This is a genomic window from Streptomyces sp. JH34 (genome assembly GCF_029428875.1).
Taxonomy (GTDB): Bacteria; Actinomycetota; Actinomycetes; order Streptomycetales; family Streptomycetaceae; genus Streptomyces.
Map to the genome: position 1 here is coordinate 13,131 of NZ_JAJSOO010000001.1, position 26,228 is coordinate 39,358.

Sequence of the window (26,228 nt, forward strand, 5' to 3'; positions counted from 1 at the left end):
GCGCGAAACAGCAGCAAGAGCACTGGTCAGACGCCTTCAGACCGACCAAGGGCCTCGTCGAGCCCGGTACAGTGTGCGATCGTCGCATCGTCCGCCGCCACCGCGTGGCGTGCCTCCGCCTGCCGGACACGATGGATGATTTCGACGGGTCCGCTCGACGCCAAGACGGCCATGACCCCTGGCCAGTCCGCGAGCTGGAACCGATCCACGATGCGGCTGGCTCCATTGCTGAGCAGGACGGCACCGGTCAGCTCGGAAACCGGACAGCTCCCGGTGATCGCCTCCTCTGCCGCCCACGGGTCGTCCTTGGCCACCCAGAAGCCGCCCGGCTGGTTTCGGTTGGCGCGCAAGTCCCGCAGGATTCGGTGGTACTCGTCGCTCCCTTCGGCGACGGACTCGAGCGCGGCTTGGTACGACCGGCTGATGACCACCTCCCTGGGATCGGAGACGACCAGCGGCCCACCAACTGCTTTGTCGAGCACGAGAACCGAGTCACCGAGCACCAGGTACTCGATGAGGCCGCCGGACAGCCGCAGGATGGCTACGGTTGCTGACGGACTGATGGAGTTGGCGACGTCGCAGGTGCCCCGGTGAATGTCCGTCACCTGCTGGATGGCCTCGGCGAGGAGCGCCGCGAGGCTGTGGTCCCGCTCGCGTGACAGGAGGCTGAGGAGGCTGCCTCCCAGGTGGCTGGCGTACCAGGCCACGCCGTGTCGGCAGATCGATTCGGTGCCGGCGATGCCGGCGCCGTCGATTAGCACGACTCCCGTCGGTACAGCGCCGGTGAAGTCCTCGTTCGCGTGGCCAGTCCGCGCCGCAGCGCTCGTCATCGTCACCCGCATGCCCTGCCGCTGCCCTCCTGCTGATTGAGGCGTCGACCATACAACCGCCGATGCCTTGGGGCGCACACAGCACGTTCAGCCGTAATCGTTTGGGCACGTTGACCTGCACGCCGACACGCCAAGCCGCAGTGCCGTCATTTCTCGTGAACACCCACCGCGACGCCGAGCATGAACTGCTGCTGAAACAGATCGACAAACGCTGTCGCTGGAAGTGAACGAAGCCACCGCATTGACGATGCCGGGGCTGCCCGCGCCGATGCTCTCGAAGAAGGTGCTCTTGGTGAGCCAGGCGTAGAGGCTGAAGAGTCCGCCATAGGAGTAGCCGAAGAGACCGTGACCGCCCGGGGCTGTGCCGTAGTCGCGTTCGATTCGCGGGTGCAGGTCGTCGGTAAGGAAGTTCAGGAACATGTCCCCGCGGCTGTCGCTCAATTCAGCGAGGTAGGCGTCGGCTTAGAGCTGTCCCGTAAATGATGGTGGAGGCAGGCACGACAAGGTGCAGTGGCAAGATGACGGCTTCGACGCTCCTGAGAGGTCATCTTCGTGCCCACGCCCGCCGACTACCTCGCACTGGCGCATGCCGAGAAGGACAGCGTCGTGCTGCAGCGTCTCGCGCAATGTCCGTACCCCTTCGTCTGGCAGGCCCTGGCTGCCAATCCCCACACCCCGCCCGTCGCCCTGCAGGAGCTGAGCACGGCCCGAGACAGCGTCTGGAACGACAACAGGCTCCTGTGTCTGCTGGCGAAACATTCCGGCGCGGACCCCGTCGTTCTTCGAGCTGTCCTCGGTGCCGTTGCCGCGAAGCTCGAAGAGGGCGAACGGCCCTACGCCGCCGTGCTTGCTCTTGCAGACCGGCTGGAACTTGATGCGGACGCGGTGAGGAAGCTCGGCAACCTCCGTGGCGCCTCTGCCCGTCTACGCCACCTGCTCAGACTGCGGTTGAGCCTTCGCACCTGAGCTGTCTCTGGTCATGGGTGAGATGATCTTGTTGTGGCTGGTGTGATCACGGCGTCGGAGCCCTCTTGGATAGCCCCCTTCACCGGGTTGAGTCCGCGGCAGTTCGGGAAACTCGTGACGGTTTTGCGGCATCAGGGAGCTGATGCGGTCCGCAGGGGCCGGCCGTGGAGCCTGTCATTGGAGGATCGGACACTGCTGGTCGCGGCGTACTGGCGCACGAATCTGACCATGCGGCAGCTTGCCCCGCTGTTCGGGGTGTCCAAGTCGGCGGCGGACCGGATCATCGATCACCTCGGGCCGATGCTCGCCCTCCAGCCCCGCAAGCGGTTCGCGAAGGACACGGTGCTCATCGTGGACGGCACCCTGGTGCCCACCCGTGACCACACCGTTGCTGAGCAGTCGAAGAACTACCGGTACTCCACCAACCACCAGGTGGTCATCGACGCCGACACCCGCCTCGTCGTGGTGGTCAGCCGGCCCTTGCCCGGCAACCGCAACGACTGCAAGGCGTGGGAGGAGTCCGGGGCGAAGGCGGCCGTCGGCACGACGATGACCATCGCCGACGGCGGCTATCCGGGCACCGGGCTCGTGATGCCGCACCGGCGCCAAAAGGGCAAGGAGCTGCCCGGCTGGAAGCAGGCCCACAACAAGTCCCACAAACAGGTCCGCGCCCGCGTCGAGCACGCTTTCGCTCGCATGAAGACTTGGAAGATTCTCCGCGATTGCCGTCTCAAAGGCGACGGCGTCCACGACGCCATGCTCGGCATCGCACGGATGCACAACCTCGCCGTCGCCGGATAGACCACCCGCCGTGCAGCAGCCCACCATGCTCGAGGCCGCTCAGAGATCATTTACGGGACAACGCTTTGCTCGCGAGTCGTCACACCCCTTTCGACCCCCATTTCCACCGCATCGATGTACTCCTTCGCGATGGGTTCGCCGGGCGGCACGAGGTCGCGGTTGCGCAACCGCTCCCAGCGCTCGGCTTCCTCGCCGGCCGGAGCAGCTGTCGCGTGTCCGCGGCTTCTTCTACGTCGTCGGACTGGCCGCGTACGCACCCGACGACTTCCGTGAGTTCGTGGAGTCGATCGACGACCTGACCGTGATGCTGTCCTCACTCGCGGAACGTGAAGGGCTCGAGGCGAAGGACGCGCGGGAGGTGGCCGCCATCACCACTGCCGCGATTCGCGGTCTCCTCCTGCAGGAACTCCTCACTACCGGAACCCGCTCGGAAGACGCGGTCACCTTCATCTTGCGCATGCGCGAAGGCCGAGCCGCTCCACGATCACGTCCGGAACGTTGAGCCTTCGCGCCTCCGGGGCGGCCCGAAGCTGCGTGTCCTGCCCATATGCCTCGTCGCCGGTCACCCACGGTGCCTCCACCCGGCGTCCAGTGCGGCAGCGATCATCTCCCAGGCAGGGCCTCGGCGAAGTCGCGTCATGCCCGGTTTGTGATCTGTGGGGCCCAGGAGGTGAGGGGTGTCGAACGTCCACGGACTTGAGTGCTGGTAGCTTCGCGCCCGTGATCGTGTATCCGCTGTGGCATGTCGGCCACCAGAACGAAGCTGGCGACGACGGCTCGACAGTGCACGTCGATGAGAGTGGCGTGTTCTGCGACGAGTCGGACGGCGACGACGTAAAACTGCTCGGTATCTACTCAACCCGCGAACGGGTTGAACAGCGTGTGCGTCAGGCTCGGCTGCTACCGGGCTTCCGTGACGAACCGGAGTGCTTCTCCTTCGACCCCTGCGAGCTCGATGAGAATGATTGGACCGAGGGCTTCGTTCGAGTTCCGCCGAGCGAGTAGGTCCGCAGGCAGAGCCCTGGTGGGCTGCCGTTCCCTGGGCGCGTAAACCTCAGCGCTTCGACGCCGCCCGGTCCTCCAAGGACAGGCCCCACGGTCGGCCCTTGCGGACCGCGTCCGCACCCTCGCGCCGCAGCACGATCACCAGCTTCCCGAAGATACGCGGGCTCAGCCCGGTGAACTGGGCTGTCCAGGACGGCTCCGACGCCGTGATCACACCAGCCACGCCGGGATCATCGCACCGGCCCGACGTGCCGCCCCAGCACCCCTCCCCGCCTCAGCGGAACTCGTGGACCACCTGGATATCGCCGACGATGTGAGCGTTGAAGTTGTCCATCTCCTCGGCCGGAACCCAGAGCTCGAGGATCGTCTGCCCGCCGGCCTGCTGGACGGGATACCGGCTCAAGAACTCCGACTCCACCTCAAAACGAGTGACAAAGCCGGCACCGTCATGCTTCACGTTCCAGTCCCGGGCGATCCTGATCGCGTAGTCCTCGTTCAAAACCGGGTAGAAGATCGGCTGCTCGGGCAGCCGGGGCGGCCACGCACGCCAGTTCAGCTCCCGAACCAGATCCAGCTCCCTGGGGCCGGTGGGGCGCCACAGGGTCGTCGTTGCTTGCTGGCTGGTCATGTGCATCGCTCTCTGAACGTAGGCCGCTGGTACGGCGGGTCGAGAAGCCGGACGATACCGGCACCGCGATCTTAGTAGCTACGCAGTTTCCGCACCCTGGACAGCTCCGTGACCAGCAGTTACGGGACAGCCCTTACGAGCTCGTGCACGGTTAGCGGTGAGACGTCGAGCGCGGATCGGCGATCATGGCTGCGTGGTGGGGAACGTGACGCGCACAGCAATCATCAGCGACCGGAGGATCACGGGCTTGTCGCCCGCTGTGATCGCTGAACTTGTTGCTGAGGTGGGCCCGTTGTGGCATGAGCGGCACCAGGCCAGGCTTGCGTCCAGGCCGCGGAAGCGTGCCGTGGGCGCTGGCGCGAAGCACCAGATGGTGTTCGTCGACCGGCTCCTGGCCACGCTGGTGCACCTTCGCCATGGGGTTACTCATGAGGTACTGGCCTGCTGGTTCGGTGTGGACCGCTCGACCGTCACCCGGGCTGTCGGTGAGGTGCGACCCCCGCTCGCCGAGCGAGGGTCCACCGTCAGCCCCGACGTGCGGCTGCGAACTCTGGCTGAGGTCGTGGAGCATCTCGGCCAGACCGGGAAGACGGGCATCATCGACGGCACCGAGATCCGGGTCCGCCGCCCGGCCGTCGGCCGCAAGGACCGAGACAGGTTCATCTCCGGCAAGAACAAGCAGAACGCCGTGAAGGCCATGGTGTTCACCGACGGGGACGGACGGCTGCTGTTCTGCAGCCCGACCAAGCCCGGAAGCTGCGCGGACATCACCCACGCCCGCGAGTTAGGGCTGGTCAAGCTCCTGACCGACGGTCCAGCGGTCGAGATCCTCGCCGATGCCGGCTACCAAGGACTCGGAGCACAGACCGGCGGACGCGTCGTGACGCCCCCGCACCGCAAGTTCAAGAAGAACGCCCCGGACTGGTACGAGGAGATACACGAGCGCCAGCGCAAAACGCACTCCTCACGCCGCATCCGGGTCGAGCACGGCATCGCCCACCTGAAGAACTGGCGGGCACTGGCTCGCCACGTCGGCCGCCGCGAGCACATGGACGACACCGTCCAAGCCATCGCCGGCCTGCTGTCCCAGCAACAGACCGCAGACCGGATCCTGGCGTGGCAGACGTGAGCACCGAGGCCCCCGGCTCTTCGACGTCTCACCGCTAACCGTGCACGAGCTCGTTACGAGCTGGTGTACGACGCCCCGCCCTGCCCGGCATGCTGGGACCAGCGTGCAGCCGCACCCTGGAGAAATGAGCGCGCCGATAGTCATATTCACCGCCCCTCGCCCACGGGCGGGCGCCGGGTCACCATCCGCGGGCAGATCGCCGGGCTCGCGCAAGACGACCAGGACGTCACCGAGTTCCTGCGGCGGACCGGGCTCCCGAACGCGGACCAGCTGCTCGACCAGCCGGAATGGGTGGAGTGGCGGGGCGGACGTGCGGCCAGCCCCGCAGTCTCCCGCCGCCGGAGCGTCCAAGACAGCCCGCCGTCAACCCCGGTGGACGCAGCGAGCGGTCAGCGCATCGCGTTGATGGCGTACACGGCGCCGAGCGCGGCAGCGAGTGTGCCCAGGAGCAGGCGGAGGAAGGTCTCGGGCAGGCGGGGCTGAAGGCGGGCACCGAGGTATCCCCCGACGAGGCCGCCCGCGCCGCAACTGAGCCCGAGAGCCCAGTCGGGGGCAACGTCGCCGCTGTGCGTCAGCGCCAGCAGGGCGTAGGTGGCGGCTCCGACCACCGATGTGGCGAAGGTGGAGGCGAGCGCGGCCGGGGCGACCCTGGCCATGGGCATCCCGCGGCCGACGAGAACGGGGCCGAGGATCGAGCCGCCGCCGATGCCGTAGATGCCACCGACGATCCCGACGGCGAGCGCCAGAGCGGTCACCGTGCGGCGTGAAGGCTCCGGGCGTGGGTGGTCCGCGGGTGGGGGGCGGAGCGTCCGGATGAGCAGCCAGATGCCGAGCGGCAGTAGCAGCGCGGCGACCAGGAGCCGGAAGAGTGCCGGGCCGGGGAGGGCGAAGACACGGACGAGGGCGCCAAGGACGACGCCCGGCAGCGTGCCGAGCACCAGCCGGCGTACGAGCGGCCCCCTCAAAGCGCCGTCACGCCGGTAGCGCAGGAGGGCGCCGGGCCCGGCGACCACGTTGTAGAGCAGGTTCGTGGGGGTGACGGCCGGACTGGGCACGGCGAAGACACTGAGCTGCACCGGCAGCAGGAACACCGCACCGGACACCCCGACCGGCGCGGTCACCGTGGCGATCAGCAACCCCACCGCAAGACCGGCCGCACCCAACTCCCACCCCACCATGCCCCCGCGCCGCTCAGACCCGACTCGAACCCCGGCCCGCAGCATAGATCCGGCCCCGGAATACATCGGTACCGCGGCTTCCGTGGCACAGAGGCCTGCGCGCAGCATCGAGCTACGACGCGAAACGCCCCGCCCCCGGCAGCTTGCGATGCCGAGGGCATGCGCTTGGTGCCCACGTGATGCTCAGGCGGGCCAACCGACCGAGGGCACGTAGCTGTAGGCGTCGCACTCGGACCCGAGGTCCTCGATGACGATGCCCCACGGCGTCGACTTCGTCGAAGTCGACGTTCATCCAAGCATCGACCTCGCGGTCCCAGACGCCACGCACGTTGAGGCTGCGGCTGGACAGGTCCCGCTGGTACCGGCCACTTCACGTTCCGGGCGTCGCCCCGATGTGCCGTGGCCTGCTGGGCGTCGCAGGCTGGAGAGATACGCGCGCCGATCGTCATTCACCGGCCCTCGCCCACGGGCGGGCGGCGGGTCACCATCCGGGGTCAGATCGCCGGGCTCGCGCATGGCGCAACCTCGCCATCGGCGTCCACCATCAAGACGGCCACACCAACATCGCCGCCGCACTCCGCCGCACTCCGCCGCACTCCGCCGCAACGGACGGGACCACCAGCGGCCCCTCACCGCCCTCGGGCTGATCTGACGAATCCGGACACAAGGTCACTTCTCAAAGACCCTGGCCACCCTGGGTCAGAGGCTCTTCAGTGCAGCGGCGCTGGGGCTGCCGGGTTCTGCCGTGTACATCACCAGGGAGAAACTCGAGCCGGGCAGACTGAGGGTGTGCCGGTCAATTTCCAGCTCGCCCAGTGCGGGGTGAAGCAGGTTTTTTCGCACGCTGGGCATGGGGCGCACAGCGTGGTTACGCCAGCTGCTCGCAAAATCTGGATCGTGGGTTGCGAACTCGTTGATTAGCTCTGCGAGCACATTGTCTGTGGGGTACCGGACGCTGGCTGCGCGCAATTGAGCGGCTGCCTGTTGAGAGAAATCGGACTCAGAACCGGGGGCACCGGTGCAGAGGGTGTTACGGAACCTGATCGAGATGCGGGTGACGTTGCGCTGGTCAGGTGTAAGACGAGAGAAGTCTGTAATCAAGGTTGCGGCTGCTGCGTTCCAGGCGACGACGTCTTGCCGGTCGTTGACGATGTAGGCGGGGATGCCGTTAAGTCTGCCGAGTAGCTGTTGGGCATCCTCGGGTACGTGCTCTGGCGCGCCGTCGTTCTCCGTCGGCAGCAGTTGCCCGGCCAAGCGGGCCAGATGGTCACGCTCTGCTTCAGTGAGCTGGAGAGCTGTCGCGAGCGCAGACAGCACCTGCGGTGAGGGGCGGGGTGCCCGTGCCTGTTCCAGCCGTTCGTAGTAGCTCACCGACACCTGTGCCAGGGCGGCTACTTCTTCGCGGCGCAATCCGGGTGTGCGACGAGCGCGCCGGCTTGGTGGAAACGTCGCTTCGGCCGGCGCATCTTCTGGTCGCAGATCCTCGCGGCGGCGGCGGAGAAAGTCTGCGAGTTCCTGTCTACTCACTGTTCCATGCTGTCACAGGAGAGGCAGCTGAGCCTCGCACTGTCGGTCCGGGGCTTAGCTGTCCGTTCCGCGCCAACAGATCTGCTGTGCATGGTGGTCTGGTCGTTTTGTCGAGTACGAGGAGGACTGATGTCCAGCACGCCTCAGGAAATTTTTCGCCGCATGATCGACTTGATGCTGGTCAAAGATATGAATGCGGTGGCAGATCTGTGGGCGCCTGACGGAATTGCAGAATTCCCTTTCGCGGCCGGGGGCTCCCCTCGCGTTCTCCGCGGACGCGAGGAGGTACGCGCCTACCTCGCTCACTATCCGGAGCTGATGGACATGAAGGAGGTGGCCGCGCTCACCGTGCGGCCCACGGAGCAAACGGACACTGTCGTGGTGGAGTGGACGGCGACCGGCCGCACTGTGGCCACCTCCCAGCCCTACCGTCTGGACTACATCGTGGTTCTCACGGTCCGCGACGGGCTGATCGCTCTGTTTCGGGATTACTGGAGCCCGCTGTCGGCGGCCGCCGCTGCCGGGAATCTCGCCGGGCTGATCGACTCGCTCGAAAGGAAGGACGCCTGATGTCGGGAGTGCTCGTGACCGGAGGAACCGGCAAGACCGGCAAGACGCTGGTGCAAGTCCTCCGCAACGATGGTGTGCAGGCCCGTGTCGCCAGCCGGAGCCCAGCCGCAGCCGGCCCCGATGCAATCCGCTTCGACTGGAATGACCCGACCACCTTCGGACCTGCGCTCGACGGGATGGACCGGGTCTTCCTGCTTCCGCCGGTGGACAGTGTGGACCCGCTGCCGCTAGTCGAGCCCTTCCTGCGCCAAGCGCAGCGGGCCGGTATCCGGCGCCTGGTGATGCTCGGCTCCGCCATTGTGCTGCCGAACGCGCCCAGCGCTGTAGAGATGGCCGCTCAGGTTCGGGCTCTTCCCGGAGGTGTCGTACTCCGCGCGTCCGGCTTCATGCAGAACTTCCTGCGCCCGCACCCACTGGCCGAACATATCCATCGACTCGGTGAGATCCGCACCGCAGCCGGTGATGGCGAGCTGGGATGGGTCGACGCGCGAGACATCGCGGCCAGTGCTGCCGCCCTGTTGGCTGACCTGGATATGGACGCTCGAAGCGACTACCTGATCACCGGACCGCACGGGATGAGCTATCCACAGGCCGCGCAGATCATCACCGCGCAGACCGGCAGACAGGTTCGGGTGGAGCGTATTACGGAGGAGGAACAGGCTGCCGCCTACCGCGCCTCCGGAATGCCGGCCGAGTTCGCTGATGCCCTTGCCGCCGTCGAGCGCGGAATAAAGATGGGACGCGAAGACCAGGTCAGCACCGCGGTGCTCGATCTGACCGGCCGCCCGCCGCGCGCCTTTGCCGAATTCGTCTCCGACCACGCGTCCGAGTGGACACAGTAGTGCCCGAACAGCAGTAAACGGGTGAAGTGGCTGGGCAGGCATGCGCACACGTACGCGGCGGTGTAGCCCTGGGCGGGGGGCGGTGCGGAGGCGGAGACTGCAGGTCGTGGCGCCACGCCCCGCGTCTTTCCGGTTTTCGAGGGGCAGAGCGCTTCTTGTTCTTGGAGGGGAAGGCGCGGGAGCGGTCGTCCTGTCGATCAGCTCGGGAGTCCGGTCTGCGGTCGGCAGACCTCGCATGGCTCGATGTCCGGTTCGGCGAGCGCCACCAGGGCGTCCTCGCGGGAGATCAGGCCCACTTGGTCGGGGTAGGTGGCGCAGCCTCCGCGGTGGAGCAGGGCGGTGGACGAGGAGCGCTGCGTTCGGATCTTCCAGGACATAGCGACGCTTACCCCCTACACCTGATACCGGCGGTGTCTGCCGACATGCTCAGCGGTCAGTGCTGCGGGTTTCGCCGGCGCGGCGTATTCGGCGTTGATGCGTTGTGCTTCCTCGAGCTGGTCTTCGAGGATGATGATTCTGCAGGCTGCCTCGATGGGGGTGCCCTGGTCGACGAGTTCCCGGGCGCGGGCCGCGATGCGGAGCTGGTAGCGGGAGTAGCGGCGGTGTCCGCCTGCGGAGCGGAGTGGGGTGATGAGGCGTGCTTCGCCGATGGCGCGGAGGAAGCCCTGGGTGGTGTTGAGCATTTCGGCTGCGCGGCCCATGGTGCAGGCGGGGTAGTCGTCGTCATCGAGACGTCCCAGGGAGTCGCCTGCTGTCACTTGCACCTCTTCTGCGAGCGCGTGGAGGGGCCCCGGTGCCGTGTTGCACCGGGGCCCCGAAGGACTGTTACACCATCTGCCGGCTTGGCTCGTGCGCCGGCCTGTTGTTTCCGCTGGCCCGACCTGTTCGGTGTCGGGAGTGCGGGGATCGCGGTTGCTTGACCGGAGACCACCTCACTATCGATGTCCTGCGGTACCCGGACCCGCGTGGCGTCCGGGCGATCCTGATGGCACCTCGATCCTCCGTTCATCCCTCTGGTGCCACTTACTCACATGCCGGTACTGCGCACTGCTGAGTGACCTTGTCCAAGCGTCACCTCTCCGGCAGCCAGCCCCGTCACCCGTCCTGCTTCTGCGGGCGGGATCGCCCAAGGTCAGGGCCGCCCGGCCGGCACACGGGCGAAGGCCCGCGTAGCCCGAGCCTTCGCCGTACACGGGGCCCCCGGCCCGGCGACCGCTGCACCTAAGATCCCGGACATGTGGGTCGCGAATGAACGGGTGCACGCAACGGTTCACGGGGTAAACGTGTGGCCTCGATCGTTCTGGGAGGGCGCAGTGTGGTGCCGGTCCGACGCGATAATCAGCCCTTGAGCGGCCGCCCGGTGATCGCGGCTGTTTCCTTCGTCGGTGATGAGCCGGTTTCCCATGCCCGGCACGCTGCCCGGGATTTCGTGAGCGAGTTGCAGGCCGTCCACGGGATCCCGGTATCCGACCGCGCGATGGGCAGCATCCAGCTCGTGGTCAGCGAGCTCGTCACCAACACGCGCAAATACGCCCCCGGCCCCTGCCTGCTCAACCTCGAACTGGCCGACGGAGCTATGGAGATCGGCGTCTGGGACACCGAATCCACCCTCCCCGTGCCCCAGAGCCCCGACCCCGGCCGGGTCGGACAACACGGCCTGGAAATCGTCATCGCCCTCAGCCGCAGCTTCGAAATGCACCGCGAACCCGTAGGCAAACGCATCAAAGCCACCATCACACTCACCGACAAACCCACCGAAAACCCAGCAAAACACCAGCTCCACTAACACCACCCACCCCGAGGCCAGAGCAACAAGGGACACAAACGGCGACACCGCGAAGTCACGCCGAAACGCCGGGCGGCCTCTACACAGACGCCGGCCTTTACGGAGCGGTTGGTGACTCGAGCGCGGTCAAGATACGGCTGACGTCGGCCGTGCCGGTGCTCTCCCGCATGACGAGCCGACGGGCGATGTCGGCGCTGGCTTCACTTTCCGCCCCCGCACCCCGGGGTGCCATGGCCTGCTGGGCGTCGCAGGCTGGAGAGATGAGCGCGCCGATCGTCATTCACCGGCCCTCGCCCACGGGCGGGCGGCGGGTCACCATCCGGGGTCAGATCGCCAGGCTCGCGCACGATGACCAGGACGTCACCGAGTTCCTGCGCCGGGCCGGGCTCCCGGACGCGGAACGGCTGCTCGACCAGCCGGAATGGGTGGAGTGGCGGGGCGGTCGTGCACACACCTACGCGGCGGCGTAGCTCCGGGCAGGGGCGGTGTGCGGCGCCGGGGCGGACGCCCTGCCGGTCAGCTCAGGAGTCCGGTCTGGGGTCGGCAGACCTCGCACGGCTGTCCGGCTCTGCGAGCTCCACTATGGCGTCCTCGCGGGAGATCAGGCCCACTTGGTCCGGGTAGGTGGCGCAGCCGCCGCGGTGGAGCAGTGCGTTGGACGAGGAGCGCTGCGGCTGGATCTTCCAGGACTTTTCGGCGCGTGCTCGCTCGCGGCGGGCTTGTTCCTGGGCTTGCTGGATCTCGAGTTCCCGGACGCGGCGTTCGGTCTGTCCGACCTGCCAGCGCAGCCAGTCCAGCAGGGCCCGGTTCTTCTCCAGGTCGCTGATGGCGTCGGGGGTCGGGGTGTCGTCGGGCATGGCTAGGCGGCGGGGGTGTCGTGGGCGTGCTTGAGGGCGGTACGGACCTCTACGCGGTCCGGGCCGGACAACGTGGCCCAGTAGGGGTGTGTCAGGACTTGGGTGGTCAGCTCCAGGATGCGGGCCCGGTAGGCGGCACGGCGGTCATCTCAATCGGCCCATTGGGGGATGACGCGGATTTCGCCACCGTCCTCCAGATGCTGAAGTTGACCGAACCGGCCAACGTCGGCGTGCGGAAGATCGGTGCCCGGCACGTAGTGTCGGAAGGCGTCGAGCCACCAGCCGATCTCGGGGGTACCGGCCCGTAGATCTGATTCCACATCTTGGATTTCTCTGAGGACAGTGGCATGACGGTGCGCGATGAGGCGTGCTGCCTCTGCCATGGAGCACCCGTTCTGTCGCGAGATGATGCTGATGAGGTTCGGAAGCCTGTCCCGACTGTCCTTCTCGGCGCTGTAGAGGTCGTTGTACAGCAGCTCGATTTCTCGGTCGAGGTGACAAAGGCGTCGGAAGAGCGGGTTAGATCCGACGACAGGGCCGGGAAGTGTTCGCCCGAGGGAGAGCTCCGCGAGATCGATCCACCAGACCATGCCCGAGTTCTTGTGACGCAGGGTCATATAGTCATCTTCGGTGGGATGACGTCCCGAGCGATGTAAGAGGGCGATCTCATCGTTGAATCCGCGGTACCACACAGTGATGTGCTGGGCGAACCGGCGGCGCCATGTGAAGCTGATTTCGCCGCGCAAGAGCTCCTGTCCGATCTCCCACCAGCCGACGGAGTACGGGTCGTCGAACGTCGTTGGCCTGTCTGACTCAGCCATGATGGCTTGACCGTAACTCTCAATCACTTCCTCATGGATCCCGACGTTTTCGAGTCGATCGTCGTGCGTGGTGGCCATGGCGAAGATCTTGCTGATGATCAGATTCCGCTCGGGCGGTGCGAGAGGAAACGCGTCCCTCGCCCACCGTCCGGGGTCTGCCCACTGAACGTATCTGCCGTTCTCTTCGCGTGAAGAGAAGATGCCAAGGCTGCGAAGCCACGACTCCGTTTGCGGGTTCGCATCGAAATCAGCACTGGCGGGTGTGGCGCACTGCCAATCACGCGGGTAGGTCAGCCTTATTTCGACGGTCCGGGCAGCGGTGGCTTCCGGCTGACCGTTGGACGGTTCGCGGGATGATCCGTCTTGCCCTGTCGGCACGGCCGGACCGGGGGGATGTTCGCCCATCGACTTCTCCTCCTGGGGTAAGGGATGACGGGACTCGTGGTACCTGAGGTCTGCGGAGTGGTTCATCGCCGCCGCAGAAGCGGTGCCGTGGCCACGACCGGGACCACTGAAATCGAAGGGAAACGGCCAGGCGAAGAGAAGCGGTGGCAGCAGGCACATAGCAGCCGTCGCCGCACTCGGGCAGACCCTGCTCAACCTCGCCAAGGCCGCGCTGCTGAGGCGCTCGATTCATTTCAGCCCACAGGGCGCTGTGGCTGGTCGCTGGGTATTCGTCCAGGACTGTCGATCATTTTCGGCTCCCTTCCGGAAGAGAAAGGCAAGGGCATGGGCTGAGGACTCCCGTCCGAAGGTGGGTGCGGCGGGGACGGGGTTAGCGCGGCGGCGGGTGGCGGCGGCCGAGGACTAGCGCCATGAGAGTGAAGGCTGTTTTGCTGAACCGGGTGTCGTCGAACCGGGTGTGGTTGTGCAGCGTCAGCTGACGGCGATGACCGGTGGTATGGCCTGGGAAGCACTCAACAACATCGGCGCCAGCCACCGTCCGATGGTCGTCATCCTCAACGACAACGGCCGTTCCTACGCGCCCACCACCGGCGCCCTGGCCAACCACTTGCACACCCTGAAGCGCCCCGGTGCCCACACCGGCGTCGTCGGCCAGGACCGCGCCAATCTCTTCACCCAGCTCGGCTTCACCTACCTGGGCCCCGTGAACGGCCACGACATTCGCGCCCTGCAGGACGTGCTGGACCAGGCGCGTGCGCTGCGCCGGCCGGTACTCGTGCACGCGATGACCGTCAAAGGGTGGGGATTCGGACCGGCTGAGGGCGACGAAGCGGACTGCCTGCACGCCGTGGGCACCGTGGACGTCGTAACTGGCAAACCTGCCCCCACCTCCAGCCCGCCATCCGCCTCGTGGACCAGCATCTTCAGCCAGGCCCTGCTGGAGCTAGCCGACGAACGCGAGGACCTTGTCGCGGTCACCGCATCCATGCTGCGCCCCACCGGCCTGTATTCGATGGCATCGAAGTATCCAGAGCGGGTCTTCGACGTCGGGATCGCCGAACAGCATGCCGTCACCTCCGCAGCCGGTCTGGCCATGGGCGGCTTCCATCCGGTTGTCGCCCTCTACTCCACCTTCCTCACCCGGGCCATGGACCAGGTCCTCATGGACGTCGCCCTGCACCGACTGCCAGTCACCTTCGTCCTCGACCGGGCCGGCATCACCGGCCCCGACGGAGCCTCCCACCACGGTATGTGGGACGCCTCCTTGCTGAGCATGGTGCCCGGCTTGCGCATCGCCGCGCCCCGCGACAGCCAGCAACTGGCCCCGCTACTGAGCGAAGCAACCGCCCACAGCCAGGGTCCCAGCGTCATCCGCTTCCCCAAGGGAACAGCAGGCCCTGCGCTGCCGGCAGTACGCAGCACGGGCCGTGTGGACATCCTGTCGGAGTCCGGGATCCGTGATGTGCTCGTCATCTCCTACGGATCCCTTGCATCCCTGTGCCTGCAGGCAGCTGCCCAGCTCACCGAGCAGGGCATCGGGGTGAGCGTCGCCGACCCGCGCTGGGCGATACCCGTCACATCCGAGCTGCTGGAGATGGCCTCCCGGCACCGCCTAGTGGTCACCGTGGAGGACAACTGCCGCACCGGCGGCTTCGGCAGCAACTTCGCCCAGGCCCTGCGCGACAACGCGATCACCACCCCCGTCAGCACTCTGGGATTGCCGCCCGCCTTCATCGGGCACGGCAATCGCAGTCAGCGGCTGGCCGACGCCGGCCTGACGGCCGCACAGATCACCCACGCAGTTCTGCGGGCCCGCGCCGGAAAGCCCCTTGAGTACCCCACTACCGACGGGAGCACGAAATGACCGCCGTCGACCTACCTCTGCCCGCCCTCCCCCCGGCACCGGTGCGCCGCCGCTGCCGGCAAATCCACGTCGCCGATGTCCCCGTTGGCGGCGGCGCACCGGTCTCCGTACAGTCCATGACCACCACCCCCACCGCGAATGTGGACGCGACGTTGCAGCAGATCGCTGAACTGACGGCCGCGGGCTGCGAAATCGTGCGGGTCGCGGTGCCCTCCCAGGATGACGCCGACGCCCTACCCGCGATCGCTGCGAAATCGAAGATCCCCGTCATCGCCGACATCCACTTCCAGCCCCGCTATGTCTTCGCCGCCCTGGACGCCGGCTGCGCCGCCGTGCGGGTCAACCCCGGCAACATCAAGGCCTTCGACGACAAGGTCAAGGAAATCGCCCAAGCGGCCTCCGCAGTCGGCGTACCGATCCGTATTGGCGTCAACGCAGGCAGCCTGGACCGCCGGCTGCTGGCCAAGTACGGCAAAGCCACCCCCGAAGCCCTGGTGGAGTCCGCGCTATGGGAGTGCTCTCTCTTCGAGGAACACGGCTACACCGACCTCAAGATCTCCGTCAAACACCACGACCCGATGACCATGGTCGCCGCCTACCGGCGGCTCGCCGCCGCCTGCGACTACCCCCTGCACCTCGGCGTCACCGAAGCCGGCCCCCCACCGCAGGGCACTATCAAGTCCGCGACCGCTTTCGGGATCCTCCTCAATGAAGGAATCGGTGACACGATCCGCGTCTCACTAACCGCCCCCCGGTCGAAGAGGTCAAAGCCGGCCTGCAGATCCTGCAGTCCCTGGGACTACGCGCCCGCCAACTGGAGATCGTTTCCTGTCCCTCCTGCGGCCGCGCCCAGGTCGACGTCTACGCCCTGACCGAACGCGTCACCGCAGCCCTGGACGGTTTCCCCTACCCGCTGCGCGTGGCCGTCATGGGCTGCGTCGTCAACGGACCGGGGGAAGCACGCGAGGCCGACCTCGGCGTCGCTTCCGGCAACGGCAAGGGGCAGATCTTCGTCAAGGGCAAGGTCGTCAAAACCGTCCCCGAGTCGAAAATCGTCGACGCCCTCGTCGAAGAAGCGATGCGACTGGGCGAGGACCTCGCCGAGTCCGCCCCGGAACAGGCCGGGCAAACATGAGCGCCCAAGCGCCGGCCGCCATCTTCGACCAGGACGCGGTGCGCCGCGCGGTGGATACCGCCCTCACCGATTTCCTGGGCCTCCAGTGCCGCGAAGCACACCGCCGGGGCCTGCCAACCCAAGCAGCCCAAGCGCTGAGCAGCTTCCTGGAATCTGGCGGCAAACGCATCCGGCCCATCCTGTGCGTTGCCGGGTGGCAGGCCGCAGGCGGCACCGACACCCCCGCCGCCGTCCTCAAAGTCGCGGCCTCCCTGGAGATGTTCCACGCCTTCGCTCTCATCCACGACGACATCATCGATGCCTCGGACACCCGCCGCGGCCAACCCACCGTGCACCGCAGGATCAGTACCGAAGCCGCCATCCTCATCGGCGACCTCGCTCTCGTCTTCGCCGACGAGCTCCTGCACGGCGCAGGCCTAACCTCGGACCAGCTCAGGGCAGCCCTGCCCATCGCCAACACCCTGCACGCCGACACCATCTACGGGCAGTACCTCGACATCTCACACACAGGACGACCTCCCGCCAATGCTGAACAGGTTCTGGCGATCACCCGGTACAAGACCGCGAAATACACCATCGAAGGCCCCCTGCTGCTGGGAGCAGCGCTCGCCGGCGCCGACCCGGCCGTATACAGCACACTGAGCGCCTACGGCATACCCGTCGGTGAAGCCTTCCAACTGCGTGATGACCTCCTGGGCGTGTTCGGCAACCCCGACGACACCGGCAAAGCCGCCCTGGACGATCTTCGAGAGGGCAAAGCCACCGTCCTGATGGCCCTGGCCCTGCACCACGCCACCCCCGCCCAGCACCACGCACTGCGCCGTCACGTCGGAAACCCGCACCTCAGCCACGCCGACGCCGACCAGGTACGCAGCATCCTCACCGACACCGGTGCCCACGCCGCCGTGGAAGAAATGATCACCCAGCGGCGCCGCAGCGCACTCACCACCCTGGACACCGCCTCCCTCCCGCCCCACATCACAGCCGCACTGCGTTCCGTGGCCTTCAGCGCGACAAGGAGGACAACATGACGAACCCAACCCCTGCGCCCGAAGCCGCTGCGCGCCCGCGTCGCGTCCTCCTCGCTTCTCCCCGGGGCTGGTGCGCGGGCGTGGACCGCGCCGTACTCGCCGTCGAGACAGCCCTGGAACAGTACGGGCCACCCATCTACGTCCGCCACGAAATCGTCCACAACAAACACGTCGTGCAGAGCCTGCAGAAGAAAGGTGCCATCTTCGTCGACCACACCGACGAAATACCCGAAGGGTCCATCGTCCTGTTCTCCGCGCACGGGGTCGCCCCGACGGTCCACGCGGAGGCCGCCGAGCGCAAACTCGCCACGATCGACGCGACCTGCCCGCTGGTCACCAAGGTCCACAAGGAAGCCGTCCGGTACGCCAAGGAGGACTACGACATCCTCCTGATCGGCCACGAGGGCCACGAGGAGGTCATCGGCACGAGCGGCGAGGCCCCCGACCACATCACGCTGGTCGACGGCCCCGACGACGTCAGACACGTCGAGGTCCGCGACGAGTCGAAGGTCGTCTGGCTCTCCCAGACCACCCTCTCCGTCGACGAGACGATGGAGACCGTCGGGGCGCTCAAGAGCAAGTTCCCGAACCTCCTCTCCCCGCCGAGCGACGACATCTGCTACGCCACGCAGAACCGCCAGGTCGCGGTGAAGAAGCTGGCCGAGGACGCCGAGCTGGTCATCGTCGTCGGCTCGAAGAACTCCTCCAACTCGATCCGCATGGTCGAGGTCGCCCTGGACGCCGGCGCGCCGGCCGCCCACCTGGTGGACTCCGCCTCCGAGATCGACGAGGCCTGGCTGGAGGGCGTCACCACGGTCGGCCTCACCGCCGGCGCATCCGCCCCAGATTCGCTGGTCGACGGAGTCCTCACGTGGCTGGCGGAGCACGGGTACAGCGACGTACAAGCCGTGCAGACCACCGAAGAAACCATCACCTTCGCCCTGCCGAAAGAACTCCGGCGCGACCTGCACAGCGAAAACGATTAACGCAGCACCCCGAACTGAGCGGCGCATCCCCGCCGCGTCATACCTCTAGCGTGCAAGCCGCAGCAGAGCTCACACACGGCCCGGCCGAACACATTCCGGCACCGCTACACCACGCACCAGCCTCACCTCGACCGCAGGCAGGCCACCAGCGCGTCCTGGTTCCGCCGCCTTGACGCCGGGGCCGGCAGATACCGCACGCCCGATCGCCCCACCAGCTCCCCTCCGACCGGCACCTGCCGCACGCGCAGCAACGCAGGGAGTCCTCCATGCTGACCCGTCCCCGAAGCACGACGGATCTCGCCGTCCGGCTCCGGCTATCATGCGAAACGCACCCGCACCCGGCGGCTGCAATGCCGGGGGTGGGTGCGCTTGGTACCCACGTGATTCTCAGGCTGCCCAGCCGACCGAGGACACGTTGCTGTAGGCGTCGTAGTCGGATCCGAGGTCCTCGATAACGATGTCCCACACCGCGTCGAGTTCGTCGAAGTCATCGTTCATCCAGGCATCGACAGCACGATCCCAGACACCACGCACGTTCAGGCTCCGGCTGGACAGGTCCCGCTGATGCCTGCCCTCTACGCGGGTCTGGTCGACGGGGTTGATCTCAACCCGGGTTCCGCGGCCGTGGTTGTTGAGGCGCTTCTTCAGGTCCGCCGCGACGTTGCGGCGGCGCAGCTCCCAGTACGCGGCATCCAACCGGGACCGGTTCGCCTTGTTCGGGATCCGCTCCTCCGCCAGCCAGGCCATCAGGGTTCGCGGTGAGACGTGGATGCCGGCGCGGTCCATCGCCTCGTATCCGGCATCGGTCTTGGTGAGGTAGTTCAGGCGGGCGGCGAGGCCGCGTTCGCTGTCGACGGACGAGGCGATGCCGGTCACCATGCGCTCGATCGCGACGCCCAGGGCGTCCGCACCCGGCAGCCCCCGGGCGTTGAGCGCCCCCAGGTCCATCCAGCGCCCGGCCATCAGCGGGCCACCTGTCCGACGGTGTACTCACCGGTGGCTTTGCCCTCGCCGTGCTTGACCTTCATCTGAGAGACGCCCCGGCCCTCTGCGAAGACCTTGCGCCAGTCGCCCGTCAGGTGGAGTTCGTCGGTGCCCATCATCGCGACGACATCGAGCCCGGCCTGATGGGCCTTGTAGGCCTTGCCCCAGAGGTTGGCGTACGCCTGGGAGTGGATGATGTGCATCCAGTCGGGGCGGACCATCTCCCGGTTGTGGATCGACTCCCCCATCGTGCTGATGAACTTGGAGTACATGGCTTTGACGTACTCAAGCGTCAGGGTGTCGTTGTTCTCGATCGCCTCGTCCCGCGCGGCGGACAGCAGCTTGCGCAGCGCGTCGAGGAAGTTCTCCGTCGCGCCGGACGTCCACGACTCGTGGATGACCGGAGCGTCCGTCAACGCGTACTTCGGACCGGAGAGGCGCTGGAGCAGCCGGAGTGTGGCGTTGGTGACCCAGAGGGCGCCGGGCTCGTCGCGGTCGCCGATCGGGTCGGGCAGGTGCGGGTGGGCCCACGGTGCGGGGGTGATCAGGTGGACACCGGAACGCTTCGGGTCGACGCCATCGGTACCGGTGCTGTGCTCGAGTTTTCCGATGGGGAGCCAGCACTTGAGCGCGGACAGGTAGGCGGCGTTCACGTCGAGCGCGGTGACCTTGACGTCCCCGGGGACCTTCAGGGAGTAGCCGGGGTGGTGGAACTTGGGGCGGGCCTCCCAGATCTGGTCAGGGTCCTTCTTGGACGGCTTCTTCAGGATGTCCGGCAGGGCGGGGTAGGCGGTGTAGTCGTAACGGCCGGTGGCCCGGGTCTCGTTGAACAGGTGCATCACATCGGTGATCGCCCTCTTGATCAGCGCCTTCAACGCCGCTTCCTCATCCCCGCCGGCTCGCTCGGCTTCCTCCTGGACGGCGCGGCTGATGAGCAGGGTGGTGTCGGCCTGGGCGCGGGCGGCGCTGCGTGCGCGGCGCTCCGGCCGGTTGGGCAGGGGCGCCGGGGTCGGTGAGGTGGGCGCGGGTGCTGCTGGGGCTGCGGCCGGTGCGGGAGCCGCCGGTGAGCTGGAGGCGGCGGGCGCGGCCGGGGGTGCGGTGGGAGGAGGGCCGGTGGGTTGGCACAGGGCGCCGGAGTGCAGGGGGCGGCCGTCCGTGGACTGGTAGGTGGTCTCGACACCGCAGCGGATGCAGGGGCCGGGGTCGCCTTCGATGGCGCGCCCGTCCGGGCCGCGCAGTGTCTCGGGTGCGGCGGCGAACGCGGGCGGGACCGGATCCGCGGTGGGTCCGGGACCTGCTGCGGCTGCGGGGGTGGCCGGGTAGATCTCGGCCAGGCCCTTGAGCAGTTTCAGGTAGGGCAGGCGTCCGGGTGGAGTCGGCTCGGAGTGGCCGGTTTCCCAGTTGGCGACCGTGGTGCGCCCGACGCCGACCGCTGCGGCGACCTGGGCGCGGGACAGGTTCGCGGCCTCCCGCAGACGCTGCCGCTCAGCCGGGGACGGAATCGAGGCGTTCAGCCGCGCCTCTTCGAGGAGCGCCTCCACGCTGTTCTCTTCGCTCATGCCGCGATTCTAGCGCATTTGGACGACTTCCGGTTTTGGTTTGGACGAGTGATGAAGGTGTGTTGTACGGATGCGTTACGGTCGCCTCAGCACAACGGCACAGTGGACAGTGAGGCAACGCGCCCGCATCGGCTGCCGCCAGGGAATCCGCAGGTCGTGAGGAGTGAGGGAGTGGTGGGTATGCAGGGCGTGATCTCACTTCGGCCGCATCAGGTCGAGGCCGTGGACTCGATCATCGAGGGCCTGGCCCTCCCCCTGGACGGCACGGTGCCTGAGGCGGGGCAGCGCGGGCAGGTCCACATGTCCACCGGCTCGGGCAAGACCATCACCGCGGCCGTCGCCGCCCTGCGCATGGCACCCCGGGGCGTGGTCGGCGTCTTGGTCCCGACCCTCGATCTCCTCACCCAGACCGTGGAAGCCTGGCGGGCGGTCGGCCACACCGCCCCGGCCGTCGCGGTGTGCAGTCTGGGCGCTGACCCGCTGCTGGAAGCGCTGAACGTGCGGTGCACGACCAACCCCACCCAACTCGCCCTGTGGGCCGGAGCGAAGGACGGGCCACTGCTGGTGTTCGCGACGTACGCCAGCCTGTCCCCACAGGGCTTGGACGACGACCAGGGCGACGAGGAGACCGGGGCCGCGCCAGGCGCCCTGGAACGCGCACTGCTCGGCTCGTACGGGCAGCGGCTGCGGCCCTTCGACCTGCTGATCGTCGACGAAGCGCACCGGACCTCCGGGGATCTCGGCAAGGCGTGGGCCGCTGTCCATGACCAGCACCGGGTGCCTGCGGTGCGGCGTCTGTACATGACGGCCACGCCCCGCTTGTGGGAGGCGTCGCCCGGGGGTGCCGGCGCGGACGAGACCGGCGGGCGCCTGGTCGCGTCCATGGACGACGAATCCCTCTACGGTCCGGTGTTGTTCGAGTTCGGGCTGATGGAGAGTGTCGAGCGGGGCGTCCTGGCCCGGTTCGAGATCGATGTCCTGGAGATCCGCGACCCGCAGGCACCCGGACCCGACGCCACCATGGAGGAGCGGCGTGGACGTCGGCTCGCCGCGCTCCAGGAGGCGCTGCTCAAGCACGCGGACACCACCGGGGTGCGGTCGTTCATGACGTTCCACTCACGGACCCTGGACGCCATGGCTTTTGCCCGGGCGTTGCCGGAGGCGGCGGCGGAGCTCCAGGCCACCGACCCCGTCACCTACCCCGGGCGGGTCGGTGCGGAATGGCTGTCCGGGGAACACCCCGCCGTGCACCGCCGCACTGTGCTGGGCAGGTTCGCGGACGGAATCGACGCGGACGGGTGGGTCACCGAGCTCGGTGTCCTCTCCAGCTGCCGGGTCCTCGGAGAAGGGGTCGACATCAGGGGAAAGCGAGGGGTGGGCGCGGTCGTGTTCGCCGACACCCGCAGTTCCCCGGTGGAGATCGTCCAGATCATCGGGCGGGGCCTGCGTCAGGACCCCGGCGAGGGCAAGGTGTCCCGCATCGTCGTGCCCGTCTTCCTGGAGCCCGGCGAAGACCCGTCCGACATGATGGCCTCCCCCAGCTACCGGCCCCTGGTCTCGGTCCTCCAGGGCCTGCGGGCCCATGACGAACGGGTCATCGAACGCCTGGCCCTGCCCACCACCACCGCCCGGGGGAAGGCGACGTCCGTCGTCGCGCTCGATCCCGTCCGCGAGGAGGGCGACGACGGCGACGGCCAGGAGGACGGCGACGAGGACCAGGAGCACGGGCCCGACATCGAGGCGGAGGCCGACACTGTCAGCACGGACGAGGAGACGGCCCAGGCCGTCACCGAGGACGACACGGAGAACGGCGCAGTCGAGAGCGAGCATGCGGGCGCTGCGGTGCCGTTGCTGCGATTCTCCCTTCCCCGCGACCCTGGGACCGTCGCCCTCTTCCTGCGGACCCGCATCCTGCACCCCGACTCCGAAATCTGGCTCACCGGCTACAACGCCCTGCGCCACTGGGCGCGCAAACACGGGAGCGCTGAGGTGGCGTTGGACGCGTCCGTGGAGCTCGGGGAGGACCGCATCACGTATGCGCTGGGCGCATGGGTCAGCGAGCAGCGCCGCGCGTTTCGGCTCGGCACGCTGAAAGCGTGGCGGGCCGATCTGCTGAACGAACTCGGGATGGTGTGGTCCGTCGCGGACGCCGGATTCCGGCGCAACCTCTCCGCGGCCCGCGCCTACCACGCCGTGCACGGCACCCTCGCGGCCCCGAAGGACGCCATGGTCGAAGGAGTGGCGGTCGGTCAGTGGCTCGCCAACCTCCGCAAGGCCGGCGGGCTCGGCAAGGACGAGGTCCGGGCCGGGGAGCGGCGGGCGGCACTGGAAGCGATCGATCCGGAGTGGCACCCCGGATGGTCGGTGGAGTGGCAGCGCCACTACGCCACCGCCCGTGCGCTGCTGGGCGAGGAGGGCGGACTCACAGAGGTCCTGCCCGGTGTCCTCGTCCACGGCTGCGACGTCGGCGCATGGATGCTCCGACAGCGCGACGCTGCCACGTGGGAGGCACTGCTGCCCGAGCAACAGAAGCGGCTGGAGGCACTGGGGCTGGCCCCCCTGCCCGCAGCACCGGCAAAGCAGGCCACGGCAGCCAAGGCCGGGGCGTTCGAGCGAGGTGTCCTCGCACTGGAGCAGTACAAGAACCGCACCGGCAGCCTGACCGTGCCCCGAGCCCACATCGAACACGTCGTGATCGACGGCGAGGAACACCCAGTCAAGCTCGGTGTATTTCTCACGAATTCCAAGACCAGGCGGGCCAAGCTCCCCGCCCAGAAACTCGCCGCACTCGCCGCACTCGGACTGGAATGGGCATCCTGACCACATGACAACGGCGCCCCGCCCCCGGATCTCGTCCCGGGGACGGGCGCCGTCGTCATGCGGGGTGTCAGCGCTTGATGGTGACGCAGCGCATCCGGTCATGGCCCGTGTACTCCACACACAGCTGCGAGCGGTGCGGGAAGCTCTTGTTGATCTTCCACGCCGCGTACTCGAACCGGTGGCCGCGCGTCTCCCGGGCACCGGTCGCCTTCCACCCCCGTCCCGTCCGGACGTAGCTCCCGCGCTGCCAGAGGGTCACACGGGCCCTGGCTCCGTTCTCCCAGCCGTCCAGAAGTTTCCGCACCTCACGCACCTTCAGCCCTGCACCGACGACGCCGATACCCACCGGCCCGTCCTCAGCTGTCCCACTCGCGCTCGCGGGCGCCTGGCGCAGACACTCCAACGCCATCACGGACACCACCACACACACGATCCTTCGCATGACGTGCCCAACGGCGCGGTGCCACCACTGGGCACCGATGACGGCCACGGCTCACCCGCCAGAGCGACCGGGCCACACGGGCTGCGGCCTGTGTGCCTCAATCACAAGCTCTCTTTGAGGTCCTGGCCTGAACAGGTCCAGCTACTACAAGTGGCGGGCCGGCCGGGAGGCTAGTGCCGTGACCGGCATTGTTTGCCCCATGAGGAGCGTCGTCCAGTGGGTGCGATCGCAAGGCGGCCGGACGTCCTTGTAGCGGAGGTACGAGGACTTCTGGCCAACGCGGTGAGCGTGCGTGCTGGGCGGCGCGACGGGGCAGAGCTTGCTGGGAGGAGCACGAGAGATGCCCGGCAGCGGGCCGACCAGCGTCTGGCAGCAAAAATCGCGTGGCCCACGCGGAGTCCGGCTGTGCCTTCGGCTCGCCCCGGGTGACTGCCGAGCTCCGCGAGACGGGTCTGCCGGTTGCCGGCCCGGCGCCGAGACGACCAGGGGAAGCAGACCTGGTTCAGGAGCGGACGAGGGGTGTGTCGACCAGGTGTTCGGCCAGGAACCAGGACTGGAGCTCGCCGGTCCTGATCACCTGTGAGACGAGCAGGTCGTTAGTGCCATCGTCACCCAGCGCGGCGGTCCGTGCGGCGGCGTCGTGTGCTTCGATGAGGATGGCTTCGTGCGCCTCCAGCAGCCGGGACAGCATCGCCGGCACCTCCTCCACACCGTCCGGGGGCCGTGGGACGGACGTGATCTCCGCTACGTGCCGGGGATCACCCACGGCAACACCCCCGAGGGACTGAACACGTTCGGCGATGGTATCGACCAGTTCCAGTTGCTCGCCCGCGTGCTTGTCCAGCACCAGGTGCAGTTGGTAGAAGGTCGCACCGCGCATCAGCCAGTGGTGCTTCTTGTAGAGACCGTAGAGGATCTGCGTGTCCGCCAGTGCCTTGTTCAGGCGCTGGCACGAGTACATCCGGGCTTCGTATGACAGACCCAGCGGGAACTGCTTGACGGTCCCGAAGTCCTGTATCACCTTGCCCTTCTGGTGCAGCCACGGCTGGCTGCCGCTCACGTGTTTGGAGCTTGTGGTCATGATCCGCCTCCTGCGTTGCTGTGCTGTACGTACCCGAACGACGCTAGACGGCGCCACGGCATCGCCTTGCCCGGCAGTGCACGCGCCAGTGCCCGTCAGCGCACTGTGCCCGGCGTCCCCCGCGGACGTTCGCTCCTGTGCAGACATCCGTGCACCGGTGGGCTCCTTCCGTTCAGCGGAACGGGGCAGGTTGCGCAGTGGCCCGGGCGGCCCGGATGCAGTCCTCGGCCCGGGCCCGTAGCCGGTGACGGAGCTCGAGTTCGGCGATCGGCCGGTCAGGAGTTTTGGTGGCGAAGCAGGTGATCCGCTTACCGTCCGCGTCCGTGATCCTCAACCGGGCGCCGGGGTGGGGCCGTTCCTTTCGGGCGATCAGTCGCATGCCCCCGGGCCAACCGACCAGCGGCTTGCCGGTGAGCTCGGCGACCCAGGCCTTGTCACGGACCTCACCATTGGTCTCGACGCCGCCGTCCAGGCCGGGGCGAGGATCTTCAGCATGTGTTCGTGGATCACTTCGGTGACCGTCATGCCGACCGAGTAGGACAGCCATCATCCTCGCTTCGCGAGCCGGGAAACGCAATCGTGGGTGTCGGCGGCCGAGTCCGTGCGGATCAGCGTCCGCCGCCCTCGCCGGTGGTGCTTGGGCAGCTGGGCGGGGACGATGTGGTCCGCTGCCGTGCTGGAGCCCGCGTTTCCTGGTCTGAGGCGGCGACGGGCTCTCCGGTTCCGCCGGGGCCGTGGTCGACGGATGCCGTCAGATGGTGGCCGTAGGTCTACTTCCAGGTCGCGGCCACGTCCTGTCTGTTCGGCGATCACGAGGACACCGTGGAGAACGACGGTGATCCGACCGTCGGCCTCCGGGGCATACTCAGCGGCCGACGACCGGACACGGTCACGGACTTCGGAGCGTGCCGACCGGAGCGCCTGCAGACCCTTCTCGCCGGAGGCGGCGAGGGTGTCGACCAGGCGAAGACGGTCAGGTCG

The 26,228-nt window shown here is 67.7% G+C and carries 26 protein-coding genes and 4 pseudogenes; 15 read left to right on the forward strand and 15 right to left on the reverse strand.

Annotated elements, in window-relative coordinates; translation table 11 throughout:
• Window positions 1-26: 26 nt before the first annotated feature.
• Together LWJ43_RS00065 and LWJ43_RS00070 are read right to left on the reverse strand one after the other, a co-directional pair.
• Window positions 27-842, reverse strand: a complete 816-nt coding sequence (locus LWJ43_RS00065; protein WP_277330193.1) for a protein phosphatase 2C domain-containing protein — start codon at window positions 840-842, stop codon at window positions 27-29.
• 75 nt (window positions 843-917) lie between these two features.
• Window positions 918-1,271 carry an alpha/beta hydrolase-fold protein gene (locus LWJ43_RS00070; protein ID WP_346771956.1) on the reverse strand — a complete coding sequence of 118 codons (354 nt, stop codon included), beginning with the start codon at window positions 1,269-1,271 and terminating at the stop codon, window positions 918-920.
• Window positions 1,272-1,382: 111 nt separating this feature from the next.
• Between LWJ43_RS00070 and LWJ43_RS00075 the strand changes: the two genes are divergently transcribed.
• The 4 genes from LWJ43_RS00075 (at window position 1,383) to LWJ43_RS00090 (ending at window position 3,602) form a co-directional block, all read left to right on the forward strand.
• Window positions 1,383-1,796: a hypothetical protein gene (locus LWJ43_RS00075; protein WP_277330195.1), complete on the forward strand. Its 414-nt coding sequence runs from the start codon at window positions 1,383-1,385 to the stop codon at window positions 1,794-1,796.
• Between the two features lie 33 nt (window positions 1,797-1,829).
• Entirely contained in the window at window positions 1,830-2,597 is a 768-nt protein-coding gene (locus LWJ43_RS00080) for a transposase (protein WP_277330196.1), read from the forward strand.
• 277 nt (window positions 2,598-2,874) lie between these two features.
• On the forward strand, window positions 2,875-3,099 hold the full coding sequence (locus LWJ43_RS00085; RefSeq protein WP_277330197.1) for a hypothetical protein: 225 nt from the start codon (window positions 2,875-2,877) through the stop codon (window positions 3,097-3,099).
• 218 nt (window positions 3,100-3,317) lie between these two features.
• A complete protein-coding gene (locus LWJ43_RS00090) occupies window positions 3,318-3,602 on the forward strand; it encodes a DUF7336 domain-containing protein (protein WP_277330198.1) in 285 nt (94 codons plus the stop codon).
• A 64-nt stretch (window positions 3,603-3,666) separates the two neighbouring features.
• On the opposite strand, the pseudogene LWJ43_RS00095 reads toward LWJ43_RS00090, so the two are convergent.
• Together LWJ43_RS00095 and LWJ43_RS00100 are read right to left on the reverse strand one after the other, a co-directional pair.
• Window positions 3,667-3,825, reverse strand: a pseudogene (locus tag LWJ43_RS00095) (IS5/IS1182 family transposase); the annotation flags it as partial.
• 51 nt (window positions 3,826-3,876) lie between these two features.
• Window positions 3,877-4,236, reverse strand: a complete 360-nt coding sequence (locus LWJ43_RS00100; RefSeq protein ID WP_462100853.1) for a hypothetical protein — start codon at window positions 4,234-4,236, stop codon at window positions 3,877-3,879.
• Window positions 4,237-4,576: 340 nt separating this feature from the next.
• Between LWJ43_RS00100 and LWJ43_RS00105 the strand changes: the two genes are divergently transcribed.
• Both LWJ43_RS00105 and LWJ43_RS32965 read left to right on the forward strand, forming a co-directional pair.
• Window positions 4,577-5,359 carry a transposase gene (locus LWJ43_RS00105; RefSeq protein WP_277330200.1) on the forward strand — a complete coding sequence of 261 codons (783 nt, stop codon included), beginning with the start codon at window positions 4,577-4,579 and terminating at the stop codon, window positions 5,357-5,359.
• Window positions 5,360-5,483: 124 nt separating this feature from the next.
• Window positions 5,484-5,674, forward strand: a pseudogene (locus tag LWJ43_RS32965) (hypothetical protein); the annotation flags it as partial.
• A gap of 74 nt (window positions 5,675-5,748) precedes the next feature.
• Here the strand turns inward: LWJ43_RS32965 and LWJ43_RS00110 are convergent.
• Both LWJ43_RS00110 and LWJ43_RS00115 read right to left on the reverse strand, forming a co-directional pair.
• Entirely contained in the window at window positions 5,749-6,537 is a 789-nt protein-coding gene (locus tag LWJ43_RS00110) for a sulfite exporter TauE/SafE family protein (RefSeq protein WP_277330201.1), read from the reverse strand.
• A gap of 699 nt (window positions 6,538-7,236) precedes the next feature.
• Window positions 7,237-8,064 carry a helix-turn-helix transcriptional regulator gene (locus LWJ43_RS00115; RefSeq protein ID WP_277330202.1) on the reverse strand — a complete coding sequence of 276 codons (828 nt, stop codon included), beginning with the start codon at window positions 8,062-8,064 and terminating at the stop codon, window positions 7,237-7,239.
• Window positions 8,065-8,193: 129 nt separating this feature from the next.
• On the opposite strand from LWJ43_RS00115, the gene LWJ43_RS00120 reads away from it, so the two are divergent.
• Window positions 8,194-8,634: a nuclear transport factor 2 family protein gene (locus tag LWJ43_RS00120; protein WP_277330203.1), complete on the forward strand. Its 441-nt coding sequence runs from the start codon at window positions 8,194-8,196 to the stop codon at window positions 8,632-8,634.
• On the forward strand, window positions 8,634-9,476 hold the full coding sequence (locus LWJ43_RS00125; RefSeq protein ID WP_277330204.1) for an NAD(P)H-binding protein: 843 nt from the start codon (window positions 8,634-8,636) through the stop codon (window positions 9,474-9,476). Before LWJ43_RS00120 ends, LWJ43_RS00125 begins: the two co-directional genes overlap by 1 nt.
• A 197-nt stretch (window positions 9,477-9,673) precedes the next feature.
• Here the strand turns inward: LWJ43_RS00125 and LWJ43_RS00130 are convergent, their stop codons facing one another.
• Together LWJ43_RS00130 and LWJ43_RS00135 are read right to left on the reverse strand one after the other, a co-directional pair.
• Window positions 9,674-9,853 carry a DUF6233 domain-containing protein gene (locus LWJ43_RS00130; RefSeq protein WP_277330205.1) on the reverse strand — a complete coding sequence of 60 codons (180 nt, stop codon included), beginning with the start codon at window positions 9,851-9,853 and terminating at the stop codon, window positions 9,674-9,676.
• Window positions 9,854-9,868: 15 nt separating this feature from the next.
• Window positions 9,869-10,234: a MerR family transcriptional regulator gene (locus tag LWJ43_RS00135; RefSeq protein ID WP_277330206.1), complete on the reverse strand. Its 366-nt coding sequence runs from the start codon at window positions 10,232-10,234 to the stop codon at window positions 9,869-9,871.
• Between the two features lie 527 nt (window positions 10,235-10,761).
• Between LWJ43_RS00135 and LWJ43_RS00140 the strand changes: the two genes are divergently transcribed.
• Together LWJ43_RS00140 and LWJ43_RS00145 are read left to right on the forward strand one after the other, a co-directional pair.
• A complete protein-coding gene (locus LWJ43_RS00140) occupies window positions 10,762-11,262 on the forward strand; it encodes an ATP-binding protein (RefSeq protein WP_277330207.1) in 501 nt (166 codons plus the stop codon).
• A 260-nt stretch (window positions 11,263-11,522) separates the two neighbouring features.
• On the forward strand, window positions 11,523-11,732 hold the full coding sequence (locus LWJ43_RS00145) for a hypothetical protein (RefSeq protein WP_277330208.1): 210 nt from the start codon (window positions 11,523-11,525) through the stop codon (window positions 11,730-11,732).
• 51 nt (window positions 11,733-11,783) lie between these two features.
• On the opposite strand, the gene LWJ43_RS00150 is transcribed toward LWJ43_RS00145, so the two are convergent.
• Together LWJ43_RS00150 and LWJ43_RS00155 are read right to left on the reverse strand one after the other, a co-directional pair.
• Window positions 11,784-12,119, reverse strand: coding sequence for a DUF6233 domain-containing protein (locus LWJ43_RS00150; RefSeq protein ID WP_277330209.1), 336 nt, complete (start codon window positions 12,117-12,119; stop codon window positions 11,784-11,786).
• A 149-nt stretch (window positions 12,120-12,268) separates the two neighbouring features.
• Entirely contained in the window at window positions 12,269-13,345 is a 1,077-nt protein-coding gene (locus LWJ43_RS00155; protein WP_277330210.1) for a terpene synthase family protein, read from the reverse strand.
• A gap of 484 nt (window positions 13,346-13,829) precedes the next feature.
• On the opposite strand from LWJ43_RS00155, the gene LWJ43_RS00160 reads away from it, so the two are divergent.
• From LWJ43_RS00160 to LWJ43_RS00175, 4 genes and pseudogenes are all read left to right on the forward strand, one after another.
• Window positions 13,830-15,209, forward strand: coding sequence for a 1-deoxy-D-xylulose-5-phosphate synthase N-terminal domain-containing protein (locus LWJ43_RS00160; protein ID WP_277330211.1), 1,380 nt, complete (start codon window positions 13,830-13,832; stop codon window positions 15,207-15,209).
• Window positions 15,206-16,344: pseudogene (gene ispG / locus LWJ43_RS00165) on the forward strand (flavodoxin-dependent (E)-4-hydroxy-3-methylbut-2-enyl-diphosphate synthase). The gene LWJ43_RS00160 and the pseudogene ispG overlap by 4 nt, the downstream one beginning before the upstream one ends.
• The gene (locus LWJ43_RS00170) at window positions 16,341-17,375 is read left to right on the forward strand and encodes a polyprenyl synthetase family protein (RefSeq protein WP_277330212.1); all 1,035 of its coding nucleotides are present in this window, start codon (window positions 16,341-16,343) and stop codon (window positions 17,373-17,375) included. The pseudogene ispG and the gene LWJ43_RS00170 overlap by 4 nt, the downstream one beginning before the upstream one ends.
• A complete protein-coding gene (locus tag LWJ43_RS00175) occupies window positions 17,372-18,361 on the forward strand; it encodes a 4-hydroxy-3-methylbut-2-enyl diphosphate reductase (RefSeq protein ID WP_277330213.1) in 990 nt (329 codons plus the stop codon). Before LWJ43_RS00170 ends, LWJ43_RS00175 begins: the two co-directional genes overlap by 4 nt.
• 387 nt (window positions 18,362-18,748) lie before the next feature.
• Here the strand turns inward: LWJ43_RS00175 and LWJ43_RS00180 are convergent, their stop codons facing one another.
• Window positions 18,749-19,324, reverse strand: a complete 576-nt coding sequence (locus tag LWJ43_RS00180; RefSeq protein WP_277330214.1) for a transcriptional regulator — start codon at window positions 19,322-19,324, stop codon at window positions 18,749-18,751.
• Window positions 19,324-20,904 carry a helix-turn-helix domain-containing protein gene (locus tag LWJ43_RS00185; RefSeq protein WP_277330215.1) on the reverse strand — a complete coding sequence of 527 codons (1,581 nt, stop codon included), beginning with the start codon at window positions 20,902-20,904 and terminating at the stop codon, window positions 19,324-19,326. Before LWJ43_RS00185 ends, LWJ43_RS00180 begins: the two co-directional genes overlap by 1 nt.
• Before the next feature lie 180 nt (window positions 20,905-21,084).
• Between LWJ43_RS00185 and LWJ43_RS00190 the strand changes: the two genes are divergently transcribed.
• Window positions 21,085-23,724: a DEAD/DEAH box helicase gene (locus LWJ43_RS00190; RefSeq protein WP_277335765.1), complete on the forward strand. Its 2,640-nt coding sequence runs from the start codon at window positions 21,085-21,087 to the stop codon at window positions 23,722-23,724.
• Window positions 23,725-23,791: 67 nt separating this feature from the next.
• Here LWJ43_RS00190 and LWJ43_RS00195 read toward each other — a convergent pair whose 3' ends face one another.
• The 3 genes and pseudogenes from LWJ43_RS00195 to LWJ43_RS00205 form a co-directional block, all read right to left on the reverse strand.
• Entirely contained in the window at window positions 23,792-24,148 is a 357-nt protein-coding gene (locus tag LWJ43_RS00195) for a hypothetical protein (protein ID WP_277330216.1), read from the reverse strand.
• A 520-nt stretch (window positions 24,149-24,668) separates the two neighbouring features.
• Window positions 24,669-25,247: a Dps family protein gene (locus LWJ43_RS00200; RefSeq protein ID WP_277330217.1), complete on the reverse strand. Its 579-nt coding sequence runs from the start codon at window positions 25,245-25,247 to the stop codon at window positions 24,669-24,671.
• A gap of 196 nt (window positions 25,248-25,443) precedes the next feature.
• Window positions 25,444-26,219 (reverse strand): annotated as a pseudogene (locus LWJ43_RS00205) (transposase); the annotation flags it as partial.
• Window positions 26,220-26,228 lie beyond the last annotated feature (9 nt).

Excerpts from the sequence above, each read along its gene's own strand:
- LWJ43_RS00065 (WP_277330193.1), bottom strand. The coding sequence starts at position 842 with ATGCGGGTGACGATGACGAGCGCTGCGGCGCGGACTGGCCACGCGAAC.
- LWJ43_RS00100 (WP_462100853.1), bottom strand. The coding sequence starts at position 4,236 with ATGCACATGACCAGCCAGCAAGCAACGACGACCCTGTGGCGCCCCACC.
- LWJ43_RS00110 (WP_277330201.1), bottom strand. The coding sequence starts at position 6,537 with ATGGTGGGGTGGGAGTTGGGTGCGGCCGGTCTTGCGGTGGGGTTGCTG.
- LWJ43_RS00120 (WP_277330203.1), top strand. The coding sequence starts at position 8,194 with ATGTCCAGCACGCCTCAGGAAATTTTTCGCCGCATGATCGACTTGATG.
- LWJ43_RS00125 (WP_277330204.1), top strand. The coding sequence starts at position 8,634 with ATGTCGGGAGTGCTCGTGACCGGAGGAACCGGCAAGACCGGCAAGACG.
- LWJ43_RS00130 (WP_277330205.1), bottom strand. The coding sequence starts at position 9,853 with ATGTCCTGGAAGATCCGAACGCAGCGCTCCTCGTCCACCGCCCTGCTC.
- LWJ43_RS00145 (WP_277330208.1), top strand. The coding sequence starts at position 11,523 with ATGAGCGCGCCGATCGTCATTCACCGGCCCTCGCCCACGGGCGGGCGG.
- LWJ43_RS00150 (WP_277330209.1), bottom strand. The coding sequence starts at position 12,119 with ATGCCCGACGACACCCCGACCCCCGACGCCATCAGCGACCTGGAGAAG.
- LWJ43_RS00155 (WP_277330210.1), bottom strand. The coding sequence starts at position 13,345 with ATGGGCGAACATCCCCCCGGTCCGGCCGTGCCGACAGGGCAAGACGGA.
- LWJ43_RS00160 (WP_277330211.1), top strand. The coding sequence starts at position 13,830 with ATGACCGGTGGTATGGCCTGGGAAGCACTCAACAACATCGGCGCCAGC.
- LWJ43_RS00170 (WP_277330212.1), top strand. The coding sequence starts at position 16,341 with ATGAGCGCCCAAGCGCCGGCCGCCATCTTCGACCAGGACGCGGTGCGC.
- LWJ43_RS00175 (WP_277330213.1), top strand. The coding sequence starts at position 17,372 with ATGACGAACCCAACCCCTGCGCCCGAAGCCGCTGCGCGCCCGCGTCGC.
- LWJ43_RS00180 (WP_277330214.1), bottom strand. The coding sequence starts at position 19,324 with ATGGCCGGGCGCTGGATGGACCTGGGGGCGCTCAACGCCCGGGGGCTG.
- LWJ43_RS00185 (WP_277330215.1), bottom strand. The coding sequence starts at position 20,904 with ATGAGCGAAGAGAACAGCGTGGAGGCGCTCCTCGAAGAGGCGCGGCTG.
- LWJ43_RS00190 (WP_277335765.1), top strand. The coding sequence starts at position 21,085 with ATGCAGGGCGTGATCTCACTTCGGCCGCATCAGGTCGAGGCCGTGGAC.
- LWJ43_RS00200 (WP_277330217.1), bottom strand. The coding sequence starts at position 25,247 with ATGACCACAAGCTCCAAACACGTGAGCGGCAGCCAGCCGTGGCTGCAC.